At 53.8% G+C, this 17787-nt stretch carries 14 protein-coding genes; 8 read left to right on the forward strand and 6 right to left on the reverse strand.

The features are described 5' to 3' along the window. Positions 1-20 precede the first annotated feature (20 nt). The 4 genes from VRZ32_RS11865 to VRZ32_RS11880 all read right to left on the reverse strand — a co-directional run bounded on the left by VRZ32_RS11865 (position 21) and on the right by VRZ32_RS11880 (position 5774). The gene (locus VRZ32_RS11865) at positions 21-1091 is read right to left on the reverse strand and encodes an ABC transporter substrate-binding protein (protein ID WP_414525928.1); all 1071 of its coding nucleotides are present in this window, start codon (positions 1089-1091) and stop codon (positions 21-23) included. A gap of 131 nt (positions 1092-1222) precedes the next feature. Continuing rightward, positions 1223-2929, reverse strand: coding sequence for a thiamine pyrophosphate-requiring protein (locus tag VRZ32_RS11870; RefSeq protein WP_414525929.1), 1707 nt, complete (start codon positions 2927-2929; stop codon positions 1223-1225). A 50-nt stretch (positions 2930-2979) separates the two neighbouring features. Next, entirely contained in the window at positions 2980-4509 is a 1530-nt protein-coding gene (locus VRZ32_RS11875) for an aldehyde dehydrogenase (protein WP_414525930.1), read from the reverse strand. Positions 4510-4520: 11 nt separating this feature from the next. Beyond that, positions 4521-5774, reverse strand: coding sequence for a M20 family metallo-hydrolase (locus VRZ32_RS11880; protein WP_414525931.1), 1254 nt, complete (start codon positions 5772-5774; stop codon positions 4521-4523). Between the two features lie 178 nt (positions 5775-5952). Between VRZ32_RS11880 and VRZ32_RS11885 the strand changes: the two genes are divergently transcribed. From VRZ32_RS11885 to VRZ32_RS11920, 8 genes are all read left to right on the forward strand, one after another. Continuing rightward, a complete protein-coding gene (locus VRZ32_RS11885) occupies positions 5953-6696 on the forward strand; it encodes a GntR family transcriptional regulator (RefSeq protein WP_414525932.1) in 744 nt (247 codons plus the stop codon). Between the two features lie 39 nt (positions 6697-6735). Next, positions 6736-7872, forward strand: coding sequence for an alpha-hydroxy-acid oxidizing protein (locus VRZ32_RS11890; protein ID WP_414525933.1), 1137 nt, complete (start codon positions 6736-6738; stop codon positions 7870-7872). A 95-nt stretch (positions 7873-7967) separates the two neighbouring features. Continuing rightward, a complete protein-coding gene (locus tag VRZ32_RS11895) occupies positions 7968-9554 on the forward strand; it encodes an ABC transporter substrate-binding protein (RefSeq protein WP_414525934.1) in 1587 nt (528 codons plus the stop codon). Between the two features lie 145 nt (positions 9555-9699). After that, the gene (locus VRZ32_RS11900) at positions 9700-10668 is read left to right on the forward strand and encodes an ABC transporter permease (protein ID WP_414525935.1); all 969 of its coding nucleotides are present in this window, start codon (positions 9700-9702) and stop codon (positions 10666-10668) included. A 10-nt stretch (positions 10669-10678) separates the two neighbouring features. Next, entirely contained in the window at positions 10679-11599 is a 921-nt protein-coding gene (locus tag VRZ32_RS11905; RefSeq protein WP_414525936.1) for an ABC transporter permease, read from the forward strand. Position 11600: 1 nt separating this feature from the next. Next, positions 11601-12608, forward strand: coding sequence for an ABC transporter ATP-binding protein (locus VRZ32_RS11910; protein ID WP_414525937.1), 1008 nt, complete (start codon positions 11601-11603; stop codon positions 12606-12608). Beyond that, entirely contained in the window at positions 12605-13633 is a 1029-nt protein-coding gene (locus VRZ32_RS11915) for an ABC transporter ATP-binding protein (protein ID WP_414525938.1), read from the forward strand. The genes VRZ32_RS11910 and VRZ32_RS11915 overlap by 4 nt, the downstream gene beginning before the upstream one ends. Positions 13634-14024: 391 nt before the next feature. Further along, positions 14025-14444 (forward strand): hypothetical protein, encoded by a 420-nt coding sequence (locus tag VRZ32_RS11920; RefSeq protein ID WP_414525939.1) that lies wholly within the window; start codon positions 14025-14027, stop codon positions 14442-14444. A gap of 870 nt (positions 14445-15314) precedes the next feature. On the opposite strand, the gene VRZ32_RS11925 is transcribed toward VRZ32_RS11920, so the two are convergent. Both VRZ32_RS11925 and VRZ32_RS11930 read right to left on the reverse strand, forming a co-directional pair. Beyond that, the gene (locus VRZ32_RS11925; protein WP_414525940.1) at positions 15315-16103 is read right to left on the reverse strand and encodes a C40 family peptidase; all 789 of its coding nucleotides are present in this window, start codon (positions 16101-16103) and stop codon (positions 15315-15317) included. Continuing rightward, entirely contained in the window at positions 16100-17506 is a 1407-nt protein-coding gene (locus tag VRZ32_RS11930; RefSeq protein WP_414525941.1) for a leucyl aminopeptidase family protein, read from the reverse strand. Before VRZ32_RS11930 ends, VRZ32_RS11925 begins: the two co-directional genes overlap by 4 nt. Positions 17507-17787: the final 281 nt, after the last annotated feature.

Here is a 17787-nt window from a genome sequence, read left to right on the forward strand (position 1 = left end):
TGGTGGTGCTCTTCAGGATTTTAGCCCGATTGAACGTTTCTCTCCCAACGGGTCCGCCAATCACGCTCTACGCTAGCCATGTAGATATCATCCCAGAAAATCAGCTTGCTGAAATCAGTGACGACTTTGTCTTTCAGATCATCGGGAACGACAACGTTGCGATTGACAGTGGTCGCCCAGAGATCACGCATCAGGTTTTCCTGCGCCTGCTTGCCGATAACGAAATTGATGTACTCGTATGCCAGTTCCTTTGCAGGCGTTTCGGCCGGTATAGCAAGATCATAAGGACGGGCAGCCACACCTTCTGTGGGGAAGGATCTTGCAACATCGGGATTGTTCTTGATTACGCTGCTGATGCGCACCCCAAATTGTGGTGAAGCTGCAATTTCACCGCGTTCCATCAAGGCAGATGCCTGTTCAGGATTGGTGGTGAATGTGCGCACGTGGCTCTTCAGTTCCATGATCTTTTTAAAAGCTTCATCGACCGCTTTCGGATCTTTCTCATCGCCGCCAAGTGAGCGCGCAATGAGGGCGACAAAGTCTGGTGCGAAGACGACGCTGGTAGAGGGTAGGGCAATCTTGCCCTTTAGCTCGGGGCGCCATAAATCAAGCCATGAGGTGATGGGCGAGCTAACCATCTTCGTATTGTACATAATCTCGATTGTATCGAGCACGAAGGGGATGCCAAAACCCTCCGGGCTTAGCGCACCGGGTTCAACCTCTGCCAGGTTGGGAATCTTTGAAATATCGATCTTTTCAACCAGTCCGGCACGTCCTGCACGCACACCGGCTGGACGCGACACCATCACGACATCAAAGGGTGGGTTGGATTTGCTAGCCTGAAGCTGCCCCATTGTCGCGGGGGTTAGGCTGGCGATGTACTCGACACGTCCAAGGCCCGCTGCCTCAAATGGTTTGCCGACAGCCTGATCGAGGATCTGATAGGGGCCACCGAAATGGGTTACGCGAACGGTTGGTGTCTGCGCCTGGGCTATTGTGGGTAGTAAGGCTGTGCCCGCAGCGCCGGAAACCAGTGCCGCTGCGGCTGATACTTCGAAAAGGAAATCCCGTCTGCTGATTTTTGTTGTCATTCCTCACCCTCCCTGACCGAAGATGCTGATTAGAGCGCCAGACGTTCTGATAGGATCAGAGCTGCGCTCTAATTTTATATTTTACCGCAACTTGCGTTCAATTTGGCAAACCAACTTGCACGCAAACTATTCTAGTCGGTTACATAAGCATTTATCACCACACTTGTTCCTGCGCGCACTTTAGCTAATCCTTCTGTGATGGCTGCTTTTGCTTCTTCTGGGGTGTTCACCGTCAGGCCAATACCGCCTGCGGCTTCGATCGTGCGCGCCAGATCCAATGGGGCAGCAAAACGACCTTCCGGGAACCCGGCCTGGGCCGAATGTCCATCAGGATGCATCAAAGCGGTCGACCGTGCTACCGCTCGCCAGCCACCATTGTTCAAAATTACCGTTAGAAATGGCGCATCATAGGCTCTTGCACTCCAGTGAACGGCAGAGGGGGAGCCGAAAATGTAGCACCCGTCGCCTTGCAAGCAGACAACATCGGCATCAGGGCGCGCCAGCTTTGCGCCGAGCGCGGCAGAAAGGCCAAGTCCTAGCCCGCTTCCGGCCTCGCCCATGAGCGTACCCGGTTTGCGCTTGCGCAGTTGACGCAATACGCGGGTGTCGTTGGTGACGGTTTCGTTGATCACAAGCGCGTCGTTGCCGCAGATTTCTGCAACCAGTTTGGCCAAATGCGCAACTGTCAGTGTATCCGTGCTGGCTTCCTTGTCCCACGTTTCATGGAGCGCCTTGTGGGACGCGGCGAGTTTATCCCAGCGCTCACGGAGGCCAACTTCATTGATAGCGGGCGTTGAGCGGCCAAGGCGGGTAAGGGCGTTCAGGGTTTCGCGCGAATTCGCCTGAATGAACATATCGCCACGCAGGCTGCGCATGGGAATGCGACCATCAACCGGATCAATGCCGATCCATACGACCTGTGCATCGTCCGCTGGTGCTTGAATGACAGGCACCCACGGAATGGGACAATCCAGTGAGATCACCAGATCGGCTTGTTCCAGCAGGTCGGTTTTGGCATCGGTAATATAGCCTTGATGCAAGGTGTGATCTGAAGGCATGTTGACGTGGAACGGGCGGATTTCGATGACCGGAACCACGAATGTTTCCGCGAAGGCGACAAGCGCTTCCACTGCGCCGGGTTCTGCGCCGCCTGATGTTGTGACGAGAAGTGGCGCCTTGGCCTGCCGCAAACGCGTGACAAGATCCTGCAGGATGTGGTCTGGTGGCACTGTAGGTGCCGGGGCTGGCATGGTGGGGTAGGTGTATTCTGCAACCGCTTCCTCCAGCGGTTCACGCGCGGCGGTCATGTAGACGGCGCCTGGTGGGTTGGAGTGGGCGATCTGCAATGAGCGCGATACTGCTGCCGGGAAGGATGCGCCCGTGCGCACCTCATACTCCCACTTGACATATTGGCGCACGCTGCCGCGTTGATCGTAGACATCCTGCATCCAGTGGACATAGTGATCGCGACCGCCGAAGCGATCGCCTTCCGTCCACGGTGAGATGCCTGCAAATATCAGTACTGGCAAACGGTTGCGCATGGAGTTGTGCAGGCCGGCGCCCAGATTGAGCGTGCCGACATCGACGTGGGCGATCACGGCCTGCGCGCGTCCTGAAAAGTGCGCGAAGCCGAGCGCACCGTTCATTGCCACGGCCTCATGTTGGCACAGGACGAGCCTTGGCACCTTGGGCATGTCGCCCGTGGCCTCGTGCTTGGCCCAGCTTTCAATCAACCCCGCGTGATCCGTACCAAAGACGGAAAATGCGACATCAACGCCACCAAGGCTGAGTGACTCGAGAAAAACGTCGCTTGCTGTCCGCGTGAATGAAGTCGACATAAGGTGTTCCCTGCAGTTTAATTTGCATCAAACGGGTGGTGCATCCGCGTCTAGCTGTAGCGGTCGCTGCCGCCATACCAATCTGGGAAATCAGGCGCCAAACGCACGACGACGTTCTGCTCTTTCGAGTACTCGTGCAGCGCGTTCCAGCCGTTTTCCTTGCCATATCCACTTGATCCGAAGCCGCCCCAGATCGAGGCCGGATCGTTTTTATGGTGGTCGTTAATCCAGACAATGCCGGCGTTGAGCTTCTTCACCACCCGGTGGGCGCGGGTAACGTCCCGCGTCCAGACAGAGGCGCCGAGGCCAAACTCGTGGTCGTTCGCTAATTGTAGCGCGTGCTGTTCGTCGGTGAAGGGCATCACGCAAATGACGGGGCCGAAAATCTCTTCCCGCACAATTCGGTGATTAGGCGTAACATCTGCGAAAATCGTTGGTTGGATGAAGTACCCATCAGTGAGAGGAGCAGGAAGATTGGCCAGCTCACCACCAGTGACAAGGCGCGCGCCTTCACTTTTTCCAGATTCAATGTATTCCAGCGTCGTCTCCATCTGCTTGCGCGAGATGACGGGGCCCATATCGGTTGTGCGTTCAATCGGATCGCCGAGCCGGAAGGCAGCCACCTTGGCGACGAGCTTTTCAACGAAGGCATCATAGATCGTTTGTTGCACAATGAAGCGTGTGCCTGCAACGCAGGTCTGCCCCGAGGCGATGAAGCCTGCGAAGGCTGCGCCGTTTACGGCTTCATCAAGCGGTGTATCGTCAAATACGAGAACGGGAGCCTTGCCGCCGAGTTCCATCGTGGCGGGGATTAGCCGTTCGGCTGCCATGCCTGCAACGCGCCGCCCGGTATCTGTGCCGCCTGTGAGGTCGAGCTTGGCCATACGAGGGGCAGCGCACATCGCCGGGCCAATCTGTGAGCCTTCGCCGGTAACAATGTTCAGAACGCCGGGAGGAAGACCTGCATGAGTGGCGAGATCAGCAAATAGCAGGGGGGTGAGGGGTGCAATCTCGGAGGGTTTGACGACAACTGTATTGCCGGCAGCAAGGGCGGGGGCGAGCTTTTTCAGGAATATCAGCAGGGGATGGTTCCACGAAGTGATCAACCCCACAACGCCTAAGGGGCTGAACTGCGTGTAGTTGAGATATTCCCCCTTGAATGGTTTGACGTGCCCCTCAAGACCGCGCGCGATGCCGCCAAAATAATAGAACCATTCTGGCAGGCGGCTGAGCTGTGCCGTCATTTCGCGGATCGGTCTGCCGGTTACGCGCGTTTCCAACTCGGCAAATTCTGGCAGACGGGTTTTCAACGCATCGCCGATGGCATGGAGGATGTGGCCGCGATCAAGTGCATCAAGGTTGGACCACGCTCCGCTGTCGAAGGCCTTTGCCGCAATATCGACGGCAGCCAGCATATCCTCACGCGTGCCCTTGGCTGCGCTGCCAATCAGCGCGCCTGTGGCGGGGTTACGGATTTCGGTGCGGTTGGATGAGGATGCCTCGCGAAATGCGCCGCCGATATAAAGGTCAAGATGGATCTCTTCGGCATTTCCCGCAGTCCGTGATGGTGTGGCCGTCATTGTTGTTTCCTTTATGCCGCGTTAGCGAGATGCCATAAGGCATCGGCCAGAATTTGTGTTCCCTTGAGCAGGTGTTCAGGCTCCGCCCACTCTTTCGGATTGTGGCTGATGCCCTCACGGCATGGCACGAAGATCATGCCCGTGGGGCATACGTAGTGCAATTGACGGGCATCGTGTCCGGCTGCGGAGTAAATGTCCATCGCCGGAATGCCTAAAGCACTCGCAGCCGTGTGGATCGTCTGCCGGATATGGGCATTGAAAGTTAGGGATGGTGCGTGCGCAATTTGTGTCAATGAGACAGTGCACGGACCCTTTTCCGCTTCCACCACTTCATGAATAAGCGCGTCGATGCGATCGACTTCGGCATTATCAGGATGGCGGACATCGATTGAGAAAAAAACCTCCGATGGCACAACGGAGGGAGCATTGGGGGTGACGGTAAACATTCCGACCGTCACCTTGAGATCGTCGGGCTGGAGCGCGCCCCGGTCAATCGCTGCTACCATGCGGACGGCTGCCATAAGAGCATCCTTGCGCTCGCTCCGGTTGGCGGTGCCCGCATGGGCGGCTTCGCCTTTCACACGTACCCGATAACGCCGCGTGCCCTGAATGCCCGAAACGACACCAACCGGTATACCAAAACGTTCCAGCAGTGGGCCCTGTTCAATGTGCGCCTCAATACAGGCCGCAACCGGCCTGCCGAAGGGCCGCAAAGGGATATTTTCATCTTTACTGAGAACCTGCGCTACAGCCTCGCCGACGGTTATACTGTTGGAATCCGTTACCGCATGCAGTTCCTCGATGGATTTGACGCCCGTAAATGCTTCTGAGCCAGCCATGCCTGGTGAAAAACGGGAGCCTTCCTCGTTCATCCAGGCAACGATTTCGATAGGGTGCTTTGGGGTTCTGCCGGAAGCGACGATTGCCTCAACGGCTTCGAGTGCTGACAAGACACCAAAAACGCCATCGAACTTGCCGCCGGTTGGTTGGGAATCGATATGAGAGCCCGACAGAACTGGCGCGACTGTGGTGTCTGTGCCTTCAAGACGTAGGAAAAGGTTTGCGGCTTTGTCCGTAAACGCTTGCAGGCCAATTTGACGCCCCCATTGCACCAATTGTGCGCGGGCCTCGCTTTCTTGTGGCGAGAGGGCAGGGCGATCAACGCCGCCATCTGCGCGTGCGCCGAATTGGGCAAGCGTCAAGTGGCGGTGCCAGAGGCGTTCACCGTCAACGAAATGCGAAGGTCGAACGTATGCTTGATTCATGAATCAATCCGTTCTTTTTATTTCAGGCAATATGCTGCTTGGAGCTTTTAGGCCTGTGCGTTCCTCGTTGGTTGGAGTATAGGCAGTATCCTGGCATGCATGCAATACAAATTTGTATATTTGATTTACAATCTGGCGTACACCGTGTTACGAATGAGTGATGAAAACGGTGCATGACATGAATCTCTTATCGGCATCTTATCAGGCTGCGGATAGCGCTGATCCCGCTGCTGACGGCTCGCTTTCAAGCTATGTCGTGAGTCGTCTTGAGGGCGAGATCCTTATGGGAGTGCGCCGTCCCGGGGATCATCTGGATGAGCGCCAGCTTGCAGAGCGGTTTGGTGTTTCGCGCACCCCTGTGCGGGAATCCTTACAGCGACTTGTTGCCAGCGGGCTTGTTGTATCGCGCGGCAGACAGGGGCTGCAGGTTGCGCAGCTGTCTGTAGCTGAAATTCTCGATGCCTTTAGTATTGTGGCGCAACTTGAAGGGCTTGCTGCACGGCAGGCCGCACGGCGCGCCCGTACAGAACAGATTGGGCGTCTGGAAGAGGCGCATCAGGCGTGTGAGCGCGCGATGAAGGCTGATGATGATGCGGGCTTTTACATTGCTAATCTCACCTTCCACGAAGCAATTGCGGCAGCAAGCCAAAACCGCATTCTGCAAGATGAAATCCGCCGTCTTACTCTGAAGGTTGCGCCCTATCGGCGCACGATCACGGCGCAGGCGGGTAGAATGCACGTGTCGGTGGATCAGCATGCCGAAGTGTTGAAAGCAATTATGCAGCGTGAGGGCGATAAAGCCTCTGCTGCCATGAGCCGACATGTCAACATTCTTGGCGAGGGGCTGGCAGAGTTTCTGCACCTTTTGCGCGCCGCGGGCGAGGCTTTCGCAGCAGATGCACCCTTGGCACAGCGTTCATAAAAAGACACACTTCATAATAATTCAGACGGGGTTGATCGGATGAAGGCCCACACAATTGGTGATTTGCGTAATCTGGCAAAGCGGCGCATTCCGCGCGTGATCTTTGATTTTCTCGATGGCGGTGCCGGCAATGAATATGGCTTGAGGCATAATACCGAGGCGCTGGACAAAGTGCGTTTGCGGCCACGCGCGCTGGTCAACACCGAAGAGATCAGCCTGGAGACCGATTTTCTCGGTAAGCGCTGGCAAGCACCGTTTGGTATTGCGCCCATTGGGCTGACCAATCTCATTTGGCCAGGTGGTGATGAAATTGTGGCTATCACTGCCGCCGAAAATGGCATTCCCTATACATTGTCCACGGCTGGCACGACATCCATAGAGCGCATTGGCGCGGTGGCGCCTGGCAGCTGGTTTCAGCTCTACGTGGCGAAGTCGGAGGAGATTGTTGATGATCTCGTGCGTCGTGCTGATGTTGCGGGCTTCGATGCCCTCGTGGTGACGGTGGATGTGCCGCGCCCATCACGGCGGTTGCGGGATTTGCAGAATGGTTTCCAGCTTCCGCTAAAACCAAGCTTGCCGTTGATGGCAGACATAGCCTCACGTCCCTTGTGGGGCATTGAGACATTGCGCAAAGGGGTGCCCCGGTTCGCAACCATTGAGCAATACGCGCCGCCCAAAAGCAGCGTACAATCGCTGGCGGCTTATATGTCTTCGCAATCATCTGGGCGGCTCAACTGGGAGGTTGTTGAAAAGCTGCGCCAGCAATGGCCGCGGAAGCTCATTTTGAAAGGCGTGCAATCGGCTGAGGATGCTGCGCGTGCCGTGGCTTTGGGCATTGATGCCATCGTTATCTCCAACCATGGCGGGCGACAGCTGGAAGGCGCCATGGCGACCATAGAGAGCTTGCCGGAAATCAGGCGGGCAGTGGGGCCGGATTATCCCGTCATATTCGATAGTGGCATCCGTTCAGGTGAGCATGTCGCCAAAGCAATTGCTTATGGAGCAAGCTTCGTTCTGATAGGGCGTGCGGCGATGTATGGACTTGCAGCCGGCGGCAAAGCCGGTGTGGAGCAGGTCATCTCGCTGATGCGCGAAGAACTGACAATCACCATGGCGCATCTGGGCGTTACTGCGATCGATCAGCTGTCTAGCGAACATATCTTTATTCCTATCTGATATTTTGTGCATGCATAATGATTGACTTGTGCATGCAAAAAGACATAACCTGAATAAATCAATGACAGTCCCACAAAGGGACGCGGAGAGGAACAATGAGAAAGATTTTGCTGAGGACGGTCGCGGCCGCCGCTATTGGCGTTCTTGCGAGTCAGACACTTGCTGGTTCCGCGTTTGCGCAGACATTTCGATGGGCGTTCCAGGGTGAGAACATCACCATGGACCCCCACAGTACAACGGAATACACCACCGTTGGCTTTCTATCGAACATCTATGAGGGACTGGTTCGGCGCGATCGCAATATGCAGATCGAGCCAGCGCTCGCAGAAGAGTGGAAGCTTGAAAGCCCGACGGTATGGCGCTTCAAATTGCGCGATAACGTCAAGTTTCACGATGGCTCTCCCTTTACGGCTGATGACGTGATTTTCAGCTATGAGCGGTCGATGAAAGATGGCTCGGACGTGAAGCCGCGTGTGCAGAGCATCAAGGAAATCCGCAAGATTGGCGATCACGAGATCGAAATCGAGACAAAATCGCCTAATCCGATTTTGCTTGCCGAGCTTGCTGACTGGTTCATTGTCAGTAAAGCCTGGAGCGAGGCCAATAATGCGCAGGCACCAGCCGATGTGCGTAAAGGTGGCGAAAATGCTGCAACCCACCGTGCAAACGGCACTGGCCCATTCAAGCTGACCCTTCGCCAGCGGGATGAAAAGACGGTTCTCAACGCGAATGAAGAATGGTGGGATAAGCCTGAGTTCAATATCAAGGAAGCCATTTTCTCGCCCGTATCCAATAACTCGACACGTGTTGCGGCACTGCTCTCGGGCAATGTCGATATGATCTATCCCGTGCCGTCGCAAGACATGCCACGGCTTGAGCAAACATCGGATATTGAGCTGCTCAAAGGCCCTGAAAGCCGCGTTGTTTTCCTGGGCTTCGATGTTGCGCGTGATGAATTGCTGCATAGCAGTGTAAAGGGCAAAAATCCATTTAAAGACGAGCGCGTGCGGCAAGCTGTTTACCATGCAGTTGATGTTGAGGCGATCAAAAGCCGGATCATGCGTAATGCCTCCTTCCCCACAGGCACGCTGATTGCACCGAGTGTAACGGGCTTCGATGAACGGCTGAATGGGCGTTTGCCATACGATCTCGAAAAAGCAAAAGCGTTGATGAAAGACGCCGGTTATGCTGATGGCTTCACCCTCACGATGGATTGCCCCAACGATCGTTACGTCAACGATGAGGCGATCTGTCAGGCAGTGGCAGCCATGCTGGCGCGGATTAACATCAAGGTTGATCTACAGGCTCAGACCCGCTCGCTGTTCTTCAAGAAAGTGCTCGCGCGCGATACCAGTTTCTATCTGCACGCATGGGCGACATCGACCAATGATGGCCATAACATCCTGTATGATCTGCTCAATACGCCAACACCACAAACCGGTACGTGGAACCTGAATGGCTATTCAAACCCCAAGGTGGATGAGCTAACGCAGCAGATTGGTGCCGAGATGGATGCCGACAAGCGTAAGGAACTGCTGTTTGAGGCGTTCAGCATTGTACGTGATGATAATGCGCACGTGCCATTGCATCAGCAGATGCTGGTCTGGGCCAAGCGCAAAAATGTCGATGTGCACCAGCGTCCCGATGATCGGCTGGAGCTACGCTTCACACGCGTAAACTGACGCTGTTCAAACACACTACCTTACGGATATCATACTGGGGCAATGTCCCGTCCAATTGAAGTGGACGTTGCCCCGGAATGACTTGACCCTCGCGCCCGCTAGATGTGGCGTGACCCAGCCATGTCGAATTTGCAGGAGGGGTTGATTGATTAACTTGCTCTTGAAACGTGTCGGGCATTCAATCTTTGTCCTTCTTGCGGTTGCATTCCTCTCATTCCTGATCTTCCAGTTTGTGGGCGATCCTGTCTCCAACATGGTTGGGCAGGATACGTCGATGGCGGAACGGGAGCGGTTGCGGACAGAGTTGGGTCTTGATCGCCCCATCATCATCCAGTTCGCTGATTTTGTGACGCGCATTGCGTCTGGGGATCTCGGTGTTTCCTATCGAGATGGGCATCGCGTTTCTGAACTCATCGCACAGCGCCTGCCCGCGACTTTTGAGCTCGCCGCCGTTGCCGCTTTCTTTGCCCTGGCTGTTGGTATCCCCATGGGCATCTACTGTGGCATCCACCCCCATAATGCCTTCAGCCGGTTGTTTCAGGCGGTGTCACTGTTCGGCGTTTCCCTGCCGCCTTTTGTGATAGGCATTGTGCTTATCCTTATCTTTGGCGTCACGCTGCGTATATTGCCGACATTCGGACGTGGGGAGGTGGTTGATCTTGGCTTTTGGCAAACCGGGTTTTTAACGGTTTCAGGGTGGAAGTCGCTGATCATGCCGGCGATTACGCTGGGGATGTTTCAGATGACATTGATCATGCGGCTCGTGCGGGCCGGAATGATCGATGTGCTGGGGACCGACTTTATCAAGTTCGCCCGTGCACGGGGGCTAAGTGACCGGGCGATCTACTTCCGACATGCGCTCAAGAACACGCTTGTGCCGGTGATTACGGTGGTAGGGCTGCAGCTTGGTTCGCTGATTGCGTTCTCCATCATTGTGGAAACGGTGTTTCAATGGCCGGGGCTTGGGCTGCTGTTTATCCGATCTGTGCAGTTTTCTGATGTGCCGGTGATGTCAGCGTATCTGTTGTTTGTCGGGGTTGTGTTCGTCACAATCAACTTCATTGTCGACATGCTTTATCTTGCAGTCGATCCCCGTCTGAGAACGAGTTCGTAGGGGGAAGATCATGAGTGCGTACATGGAGCGCATGCGGGGTTTTCTGGCTAGCGACCTCGTTTATAGTTTTAAAAAATCGAAGATGACGGTCGTCGCGGCTGTGCTTACACTGATCTTCGTTGTTGGAGCATTCGGCGCGCCGTTTCTGGCGCCACATAATCCGTATGATCTGAATTCGCTCAGCCTGATGGATGCGCTTTTGCCGCCAGCATGGATTGAAGGCGGAAACTGGTCGTATCCGCTTGGCACCGATAATCAGGGCCGTGATATCCTCTCAACCATCATGTACGGCACGCGCCTCTCTCTGATTGTGGGAATGTGCTCGGTGCTGCTGGCGATGGTCATCGGGATTATGCTTGGGCTGATCAGCGGTTATTTCGGCGGAATGATCGATAACATCATCATGCGTATTGCTGATGTACAGCTCACATTTCCGGCTATTCTGGTTGCACTGCTGGTTGATGGTGTGATCAAGGCAGCGGCCAAGGGCACCAGCGATAATCTTGCGATGGCGGCGGTGGTGTTTGCGATCGGGCTTTCGTTCTGGGTGCAGTATGCGCGCACGGTGCGCGGTTCGACATTGATTGAGCGCGGCAAGGAATATGTCATGGCGGCGCGCGTGCTGGGGTTGAGCGCACCGTTGATCATGTGGCGGCATTTGCTACGCAATATCATGACGCCGGTGCTTGTGATCGGCACGATCAATCTGGCCCTGGCGATCATTGCGGAAGCAACACTTAGCTTCCTTGGCGTTGGCATTCCCAGCACGCAACCTTCGTTAGGCACGCTTATCCGCACGGGCAATGATTATCTGTTCTCGGGCGAGTGGTGGATCACGCTGTTTCCGGCGGCGGTTCTGGGTGTGCTTGTTTTGTCAGTAAACCTTCTCGGAGATTGGTTACGCGATGCTCTCAATCCTCGGCTCAAATAAAATGAGCGCCGAAGACAGCGCCGTATCGGTCGATCCGCTGTTGGAGGTGCGCAATATCCGCATCGAATTCGCAACGCGACATGGCCCGTTGCTTGCCATTGATGATGTCTCGCTTTCGATTGAAGCGGGTGAGATCGTAGGCGTCGTGGGGGAATCCGGTGCAGGTAAATCGTTGACGGGGTCGGCCATTATCGGTTTGCTTGATCCGCCGGGCTATCTAGCTGCAGGTGAGATTGTGCTCGATGGCAAGCGCATCGATAACCTTCCGTCTAAAGACATGCGCCGCATCCGCGGGCGACACATTAGTATGATTTTTCAGGATCCGCTAACCAGCCTGGATCCGTTGTATAGCGTGGGTGATCAGCTGATCGAGACCATCCGCACCCATCTTCCGCTCTCGAAGCAGCAAGCGCGAGCCAAGGCAATTGCGCTGTTGGATTCTGTTGGTGTGCCGGCGGCTAAAGAGCGGATTGATCATTATCCGCATCAGTTCTCGGGCGGTATGCGCCAGCGTGTTGTGATCGCTCTTGCACTATGCACGGAGCCACGCCTGATCATTGCTGATGAGCCGACAACCGCGCTTGATGTGTCGGTGCAGGCGCAGATCATCACGCTGTTGAAAAACCTCTGCCACGAGCGCGGCACGGCGGTAATGCTCGTGACCCACGATATGGGCGTGATCGCTGAGGCGGCTGATCGGGTTGTTGTGATGTACGCCGGGCGCATTGTTGAGGTGGGGCCAGTTGCCGAGGTGGTGCATGATGCACAACATCCTTATACCAAGGGGTTGATGGGGGCCATTCCCGAAATTGGCGATGATGTAGAACGGTTGGCGCAAATTGATGGCTCCATGCCGCGCCTATCGGAACGGACCAAGGCTTGCGCTTTCAACCCACGCTGCCCCCACGCAATGGATGTGTGTCGACAGTCGCAACCGCCCCTCGTGAATGTGGGCGAACGGAAGGTCGCGTGCTTTCTTTTCAGCGATGAAATTGGGGAGGCTCCATGAGCATTCAGGTAGCCGATACAAGCACAGCCGACGCTGGCAAAGTCATGCTGAGCGCTAATAATCTGCAGCGCTACTTCAATATGTCGCCTGGCTTGATCGGGCGGGTGACTGGCAAGAAGGCCGTCAGCGTGCATGCGGTGGAGAATGTCAGTTTTGATATTCGTCAGGGCGAGACATTCAGCCTTGTAGGCGAGTCCGGCTGCGGGAAATCAACCGTCGCGCGTTTGATTGTGGGGCTCTATCCGCTCTCCAATGGTAAGCTGACGGTGCATGGAAAAGACCTCAGCACCCCGCGTGCGCGCAAAGAGAATGCGCATGAGCAAACCCAGCTGCAGATGATCTTTCAGGACCCATATGCATCGCTTAATCCACGGATGCGTGTGCATAATATCATTGCTGAGCCAATCCGGTTTCTGCGGCTGGAGAGCGATGAGCGCAAGATCAGACAGCGGGTTGATGAGCTGTTGCGGCAGGTGGGGTTGGCGCCATCGGATGGTAACCGCTTTCCGCATGAATTCTCAGGTGGGCAGCGTCAGCGTCTTTCGATCGCACGGGCATTGGCGGGTAAGCCGAGCTTTCTGATCTGCGATGAGCCCACTTCAGCGCTCGATGTATCAGTGCAGGCGCAGATCCTTAATCTAATGAAGGATTTGCAGCAGGAACTTGGTCTGACTTATCTCTTCATTAGCCACAATCTGGCGGTTGTGTATCACATGTCGGCGCGGGTCGGCGTAATGTATCTGGGGCGTATCGTCGAGCAGGCGGAGACGAAGCAACTCTTTAATGCACCACGCCATCCCTATACGCGCATGCTACTGGATGCCGTGCCGGATCTCGCGATGACGGGGCGGGAGCGGATACCGATTGCTGGCGATGTGCCAAGTCCGCTTAACCCACCATCAGGATGCACATTCCATCCCCGCTGCCCCTTCGCCAACGCCCGATGCAAGGCAGAAGTGCCGGAGCCGGTTACGGTCAATGGGGCCATGGTTGCGTGCCATGGCGTAGAAGAGGGCCGGATTTGATGGGGCGTAAATTCTGGTAAGCTTTAAGCGACATTCTTATTTTCTGAACACCGTTCAATATACTTCTATCTATAAGAATAAAATTTATTGATGTAATTTTTCATAAAGATACTCCATCGGAACATTTTATTGGGTTGCAAGAGCGAACAACGATGCAATCAGGTAATCGTTTGTTAATAAAGTATTTACTCTTTTTTCGGGGAAAAGGAGTTAAACCTTAATTGCACCTATTTATCACCAAGGAGACGACAAATATTAACCATAATTCACTTATACCAGTCACATTTGTAAGATAATTGACGTTTTTGCCTTTTCTTACAGACGCGCAGTTTTATCGCAATGACTATCTTGTTATTACTCAGCAAGATAATATTTATTTTGGATGCAGGTAATGTCAGATCCTTATTCTACGCCTCCTCTTCGGCCTATTAACAATACACAGCTCCTACAGAGAGTTGAGAATGAATTATCCCGCCAAAGACAGCAGCTTATTATATCGGAGTTAGGAAGAAATAGTAATACAGATCCTGGAAGGGGGGGGGATGAGAGGCATATTCAGTTTGGTGCACAAGCAAATAATCCTGCATCACCAAACCATGTATTCTCGAATATATTTCGTCAGGCGTTGAACAGTGAGGCGTCTCCGGAAATGACCACTGCAATGTTTCCACCTCTACTATTGCCTCATTTACAGTTTCAATTACGGCCTCTAGTTCTTGCGTTTGGCCAAGTCTTTATTCGCGAAGATAGCTTCATAACTCCTGAAGATAATTATGACGATCTTCTGCGCAGTAATAATGGTCCAGAGTGATAAACATATTAGTATAAAACTCAACAAGTTGTGAAATTATCGTAATATGCAGTAAGAAGCAAAATTTCTGCTTATGTTATATTGCAACGTATGTTTAATTCGATTATTTTTTAGGCATGCGTTGTTATATTTAAATCTTGCGCATAATAAAGTTGCATTGGAAGTGTTGTTTGCGATATAAGCTGGCAACGCTTCCAAGGTGTGCTATAACTATTTGGTGGCTATATGTCGCTAAATATTAATCGTGGTTTATTTGTATGCTGAGGTGTAAAGTAATTGACACTTGTCTATCCCTTCTCCGTGCAATTATGTCATAATAACGATCTTGCTATCATACAATATTTATTTCGGATGCAAAAATGTCAAATTCTTTTACTACACCTCCTTCTAGTCCTATAAAGAATAATCAAGAACTATTTCGGGGAGGTAGGTATAATGATCATCATCAGCTACGGCCTCAATTGTACTTACAACATCCTCCTTCCCAACGAAACCACGGTCCACCATCGACGGTGTTGCGACTAGCGGTGAATAGTCCTGCAACTCTACCAAGGCCCGTTGAACAGCGGCCATATCGCCCACTGGAGCCACGATGCTTATTTCCAGCGGAGGAAAATATACCCTCTTCGGCAATTCAAGACGATAGGCCCGATATGGATAACTTACTTGTATTGAGTGCTCTTGTGCCGGATTATAATGCCTCGACAAGCGATGCATCTACACTTATGCCTGAATAAATTACAGCTGAAAAACGGCATCTCTATCATGAATGCATGACGGTAAGTACAGGATAAATATAACTTATATATAATATGCAACGTACGTTTAACTCGATCTCCGATTTAAACGTACGTTTGTATATTTCAGGCCTCAGCGTGGTAAACGTCGGATGGCGGTAATGCCGTTGCCGGTAAGTGTCATGATGCGCTCCACCGCTTCTATCAAAGGCTCGCTAACAACGAGCATATGGGTGCCATTCGCGTGAAGCAGGGTGTTGGCATCTCGCAGAATGCCTACGTGTCCTGGCCAAAAAATCAGATCACCACGTTGCAAGTCTGTCAGGCTAAGGGCCTGTTCGTCAGGGAGTTTATCGCCCAGCCTTTCGCACTGAGGTCCGCTGTCACGGGGGGCTCTCGTGCCAGTTGTGGCAAGCGATAATTGTGTTAATCCCGAACAATCTATGCCCAGTGCTGACTTTCCGCCCCATAAATAAGGCACCCCGATGAAGCGTTCGGCAACACTCACGAAATCAGATTCCCACAGCGCGCTTAATGGCACGAGATGTGCAGCATAAACGAAGCCTTCGCCAAAATCGCCACTAATGCGTGCGAAATCACCTTGTGCGGCGATCACCCGTACTTGCCCGGTTAGCGGCAGCGCTGCAAGGGGAGGGAGTTTGATGGAAGGGCCGGGATAAACAAAACTGCGCAGAACATTAACGCGATGCGTTGGTGTGGTTGGTTCTCCCAATGCGGAAGTTGGCATATAGCCTTCGTAGTCATCCTGCAGAAGCATGACATGCGACCAGCCTTCCCGCTCATCCTTCACATGGACATGCTCGCCCATCAACGCTTCGGTGTCGAGCGCGCCATTGGATACGGGGATGCGCCGCAAAGGAGCAATTGGCGCAATGATCTGGCGAAGGTGTGGCGCGTTCATGCGGTCATACCGTATCGCTGTTTGAGCCATTCATAAACAAGGCGCGCGCCTTGCACCTCGCCCCCTTCTGGCCGGCCTGGTCTTGCCGTAGGCGTCCAGCCGTAGATGTCGAAATGTACATGTGGTACACCTTGCGTAAAACGACGCAAGAACAACGCTGCCGTGATTGAGCCTGAGAAGCCACCGCCCGAAATATGATTCACGTCTGCAATCTTGGAGGCTAGCAGTTTGTCATAAGGCGGCCATAGTGGAAGCCGCCAAACGGGGTCGTTGACCTGCTCACCTATACGACCAATATCTGCCGCTATTGCATCATCATCGGTGTAGAAGGGGGGCAGCTCAGGTCCAAGTGCGACGCGGGCAGCGCCTGTCAGCGTTGCGAAGTCGATAATGAGTTCGGGTTTATCTTCACATGCAAGTGCGAGTGCATCTGCCAGCACCAGCCGGCCTTCGGCATCGGTGTCACCGATCTCGACCGTCAATCCTTTACGGCTGGGGATGACATCGCCAGGGCGGAATGAGTCGCCGGATATGGCATTTTCCACCGCTGGAATAAGCACACGAAGGCGCACCTTCACCTTGGCATCAAGCAGCATCTGCGCCGTAGCCAATGCCGCTGCGGCTCCGCCCATATCCTTTTTCATCAGAAGCATTGCACTGGATGGCTTGATATCAAGGCCACCAGTATCGAATGTTACGCCCTTGCCAACCAGTGTGACCTTCGGCCAGCTTTCATCGCCTGCAGTGATGTCGATAAGGCGCGGCGCTTTTACCGACGCACGCCCAACGGCATGCACAAGAGGAAAGTTCGCAGCCAGAAGATCATCCCCTACAGTGACAGCAAACCGCGCGCTAAAGCGCGTTGCGAGAGCATGCGCCGCATGGGCAAGCTCTACTGGTCCCAGGTCGTTGGCAGGCGTATTGATAAGATTGCGTCCGAGCGCCACAGCCTCCGCCAGTCGGCTTGCCTCGGCTCCATCCACCCCTTCCGGCAACACAAGACGTACTTTACGCACATCGTTCTTACGATATTTCTGAAAACGGTAGGAGCCAATCAGCCATGCCAGCGTGGCAGCTGCACGGGCTTCTTGCGGCACGCCTTCCAGCCGATAGTCCCCTTCTGGCAAAAGCTCTGGCAGTTTGCCATACAGAAATGGATCAGGGCGAGGAACGCTTGCACTTTCAACGCCAAATAGCACTGATGCGATGGCTCCATGCGCGTTTGGCAACAGTATTACTTTGCCGGATTCAGGCCCGCTGGTGGTAGCATCATGCCCTTGGGCTGTAGCAAAGCTACGCGCGAGAGGATCCAGTGCCTGGGCCGTTTCTGGCCAATTTTCAGGTGAAACAGCATACACATGAATGGCGGGGGACTTCGGGTCAGTAATAAGCAGCGGATGCATGACAACCTTCAGCGGCTATTGCATCAAACCGGAAAGTGCGAACACTTTTCAAATTTGACACTTAAACAACAAGCTAGAGCAAAGTTATAGTCGGACTATTACATCTCAATTTAAAGCTGTAACGCGTCCAGTTTACAACATTTTGTGGCATGCGTAGCTTTTCTGGCGTGATTTGCACCGAATTTGAGTTTCTGCAAACCATTTTTACGCTTGCTGTTATAACAGCACCTATTAGTCTCTAAGAGGCAATTAATGTGCCTGTTCAGTTACGGTTCAAAAGG

This window comes from Pseudochelatococcus sp. G4_1912 (assembly GCF_047501465.1).
Taxonomy (GTDB): domain Bacteria; phylum Pseudomonadota; class Alphaproteobacteria; order Rhizobiales; family Beijerinckiaceae; genus Pseudochelatococcus.

Bases quoted from the DNA above. Each gene is read 5' to 3' on its own strand.
- VRZ32_RS11865 (WP_414525928.1), bottom strand. From the start codon at position 1,091: ATGACAACAAAAATCAGCAGACGGGATTTCCTTTTCGAAGTATCAGCC.
- VRZ32_RS11905 (WP_414525936.1), top strand. From the start codon at position 10,679: ATGAGTGCGTACATGGAGCGCATGCGGGGTTTTCTGGCTAGCGACCTC.
- VRZ32_RS11885 (WP_414525932.1), top strand. From the start codon at position 5,953: ATGAATCTCTTATCGGCATCTTATCAGGCTGCGGATAGCGCTGATCCC.
- VRZ32_RS11890 (WP_414525933.1), top strand. From the start codon at position 6,736: ATGAAGGCCCACACAATTGGTGATTTGCGTAATCTGGCAAAGCGGCGC.
- VRZ32_RS11875 (WP_414525930.1), bottom strand. From the start codon at position 4,509: ATGACGGCCACACCATCACGGACTGCGGGAAATGCCGAAGAGATCCAT.
- VRZ32_RS11880 (WP_414525931.1), bottom strand. From the start codon at position 5,774: ATGAATCAAGCATACGTTCGACCTTCGCATTTCGTTGACGGTGAACGC.
- VRZ32_RS11915 (WP_414525938.1), top strand. From the start codon at position 12,605: ATGAGCATTCAGGTAGCCGATACAAGCACAGCCGACGCTGGCAAAGTC.
- VRZ32_RS11910 (WP_414525937.1), top strand. From the start codon at position 11,601: ATGAGCGCCGAAGACAGCGCCGTATCGGTCGATCCGCTGTTGGAGGTG.
- VRZ32_RS11870 (WP_414525929.1), bottom strand. From the start codon at position 2,929: ATGTCGACTTCATTCACGCGGACAGCAAGCGACGTTTTTCTCGAGTCA.
- VRZ32_RS11920 (WP_414525939.1), top strand. From the start codon at position 14,025: ATGTCAGATCCTTATTCTACGCCTCCTCTTCGGCCTATTAACAATACA.
- VRZ32_RS11895 (WP_414525934.1), top strand. From the start codon at position 7,968: ATGAGAAAGATTTTGCTGAGGACGGTCGCGGCCGCCGCTATTGGCGTT.
- VRZ32_RS11930 (WP_414525941.1), bottom strand. From the start codon at position 17,506: ATGCATCCGCTGCTTATTACTGACCCGAAGTCCCCCGCCATTCATGTG.
- VRZ32_RS11925 (WP_414525940.1), bottom strand. From the start codon at position 16,103: ATGAACGCGCCACACCTTCGCCAGATCATTGCGCCAATTGCTCCTTTG.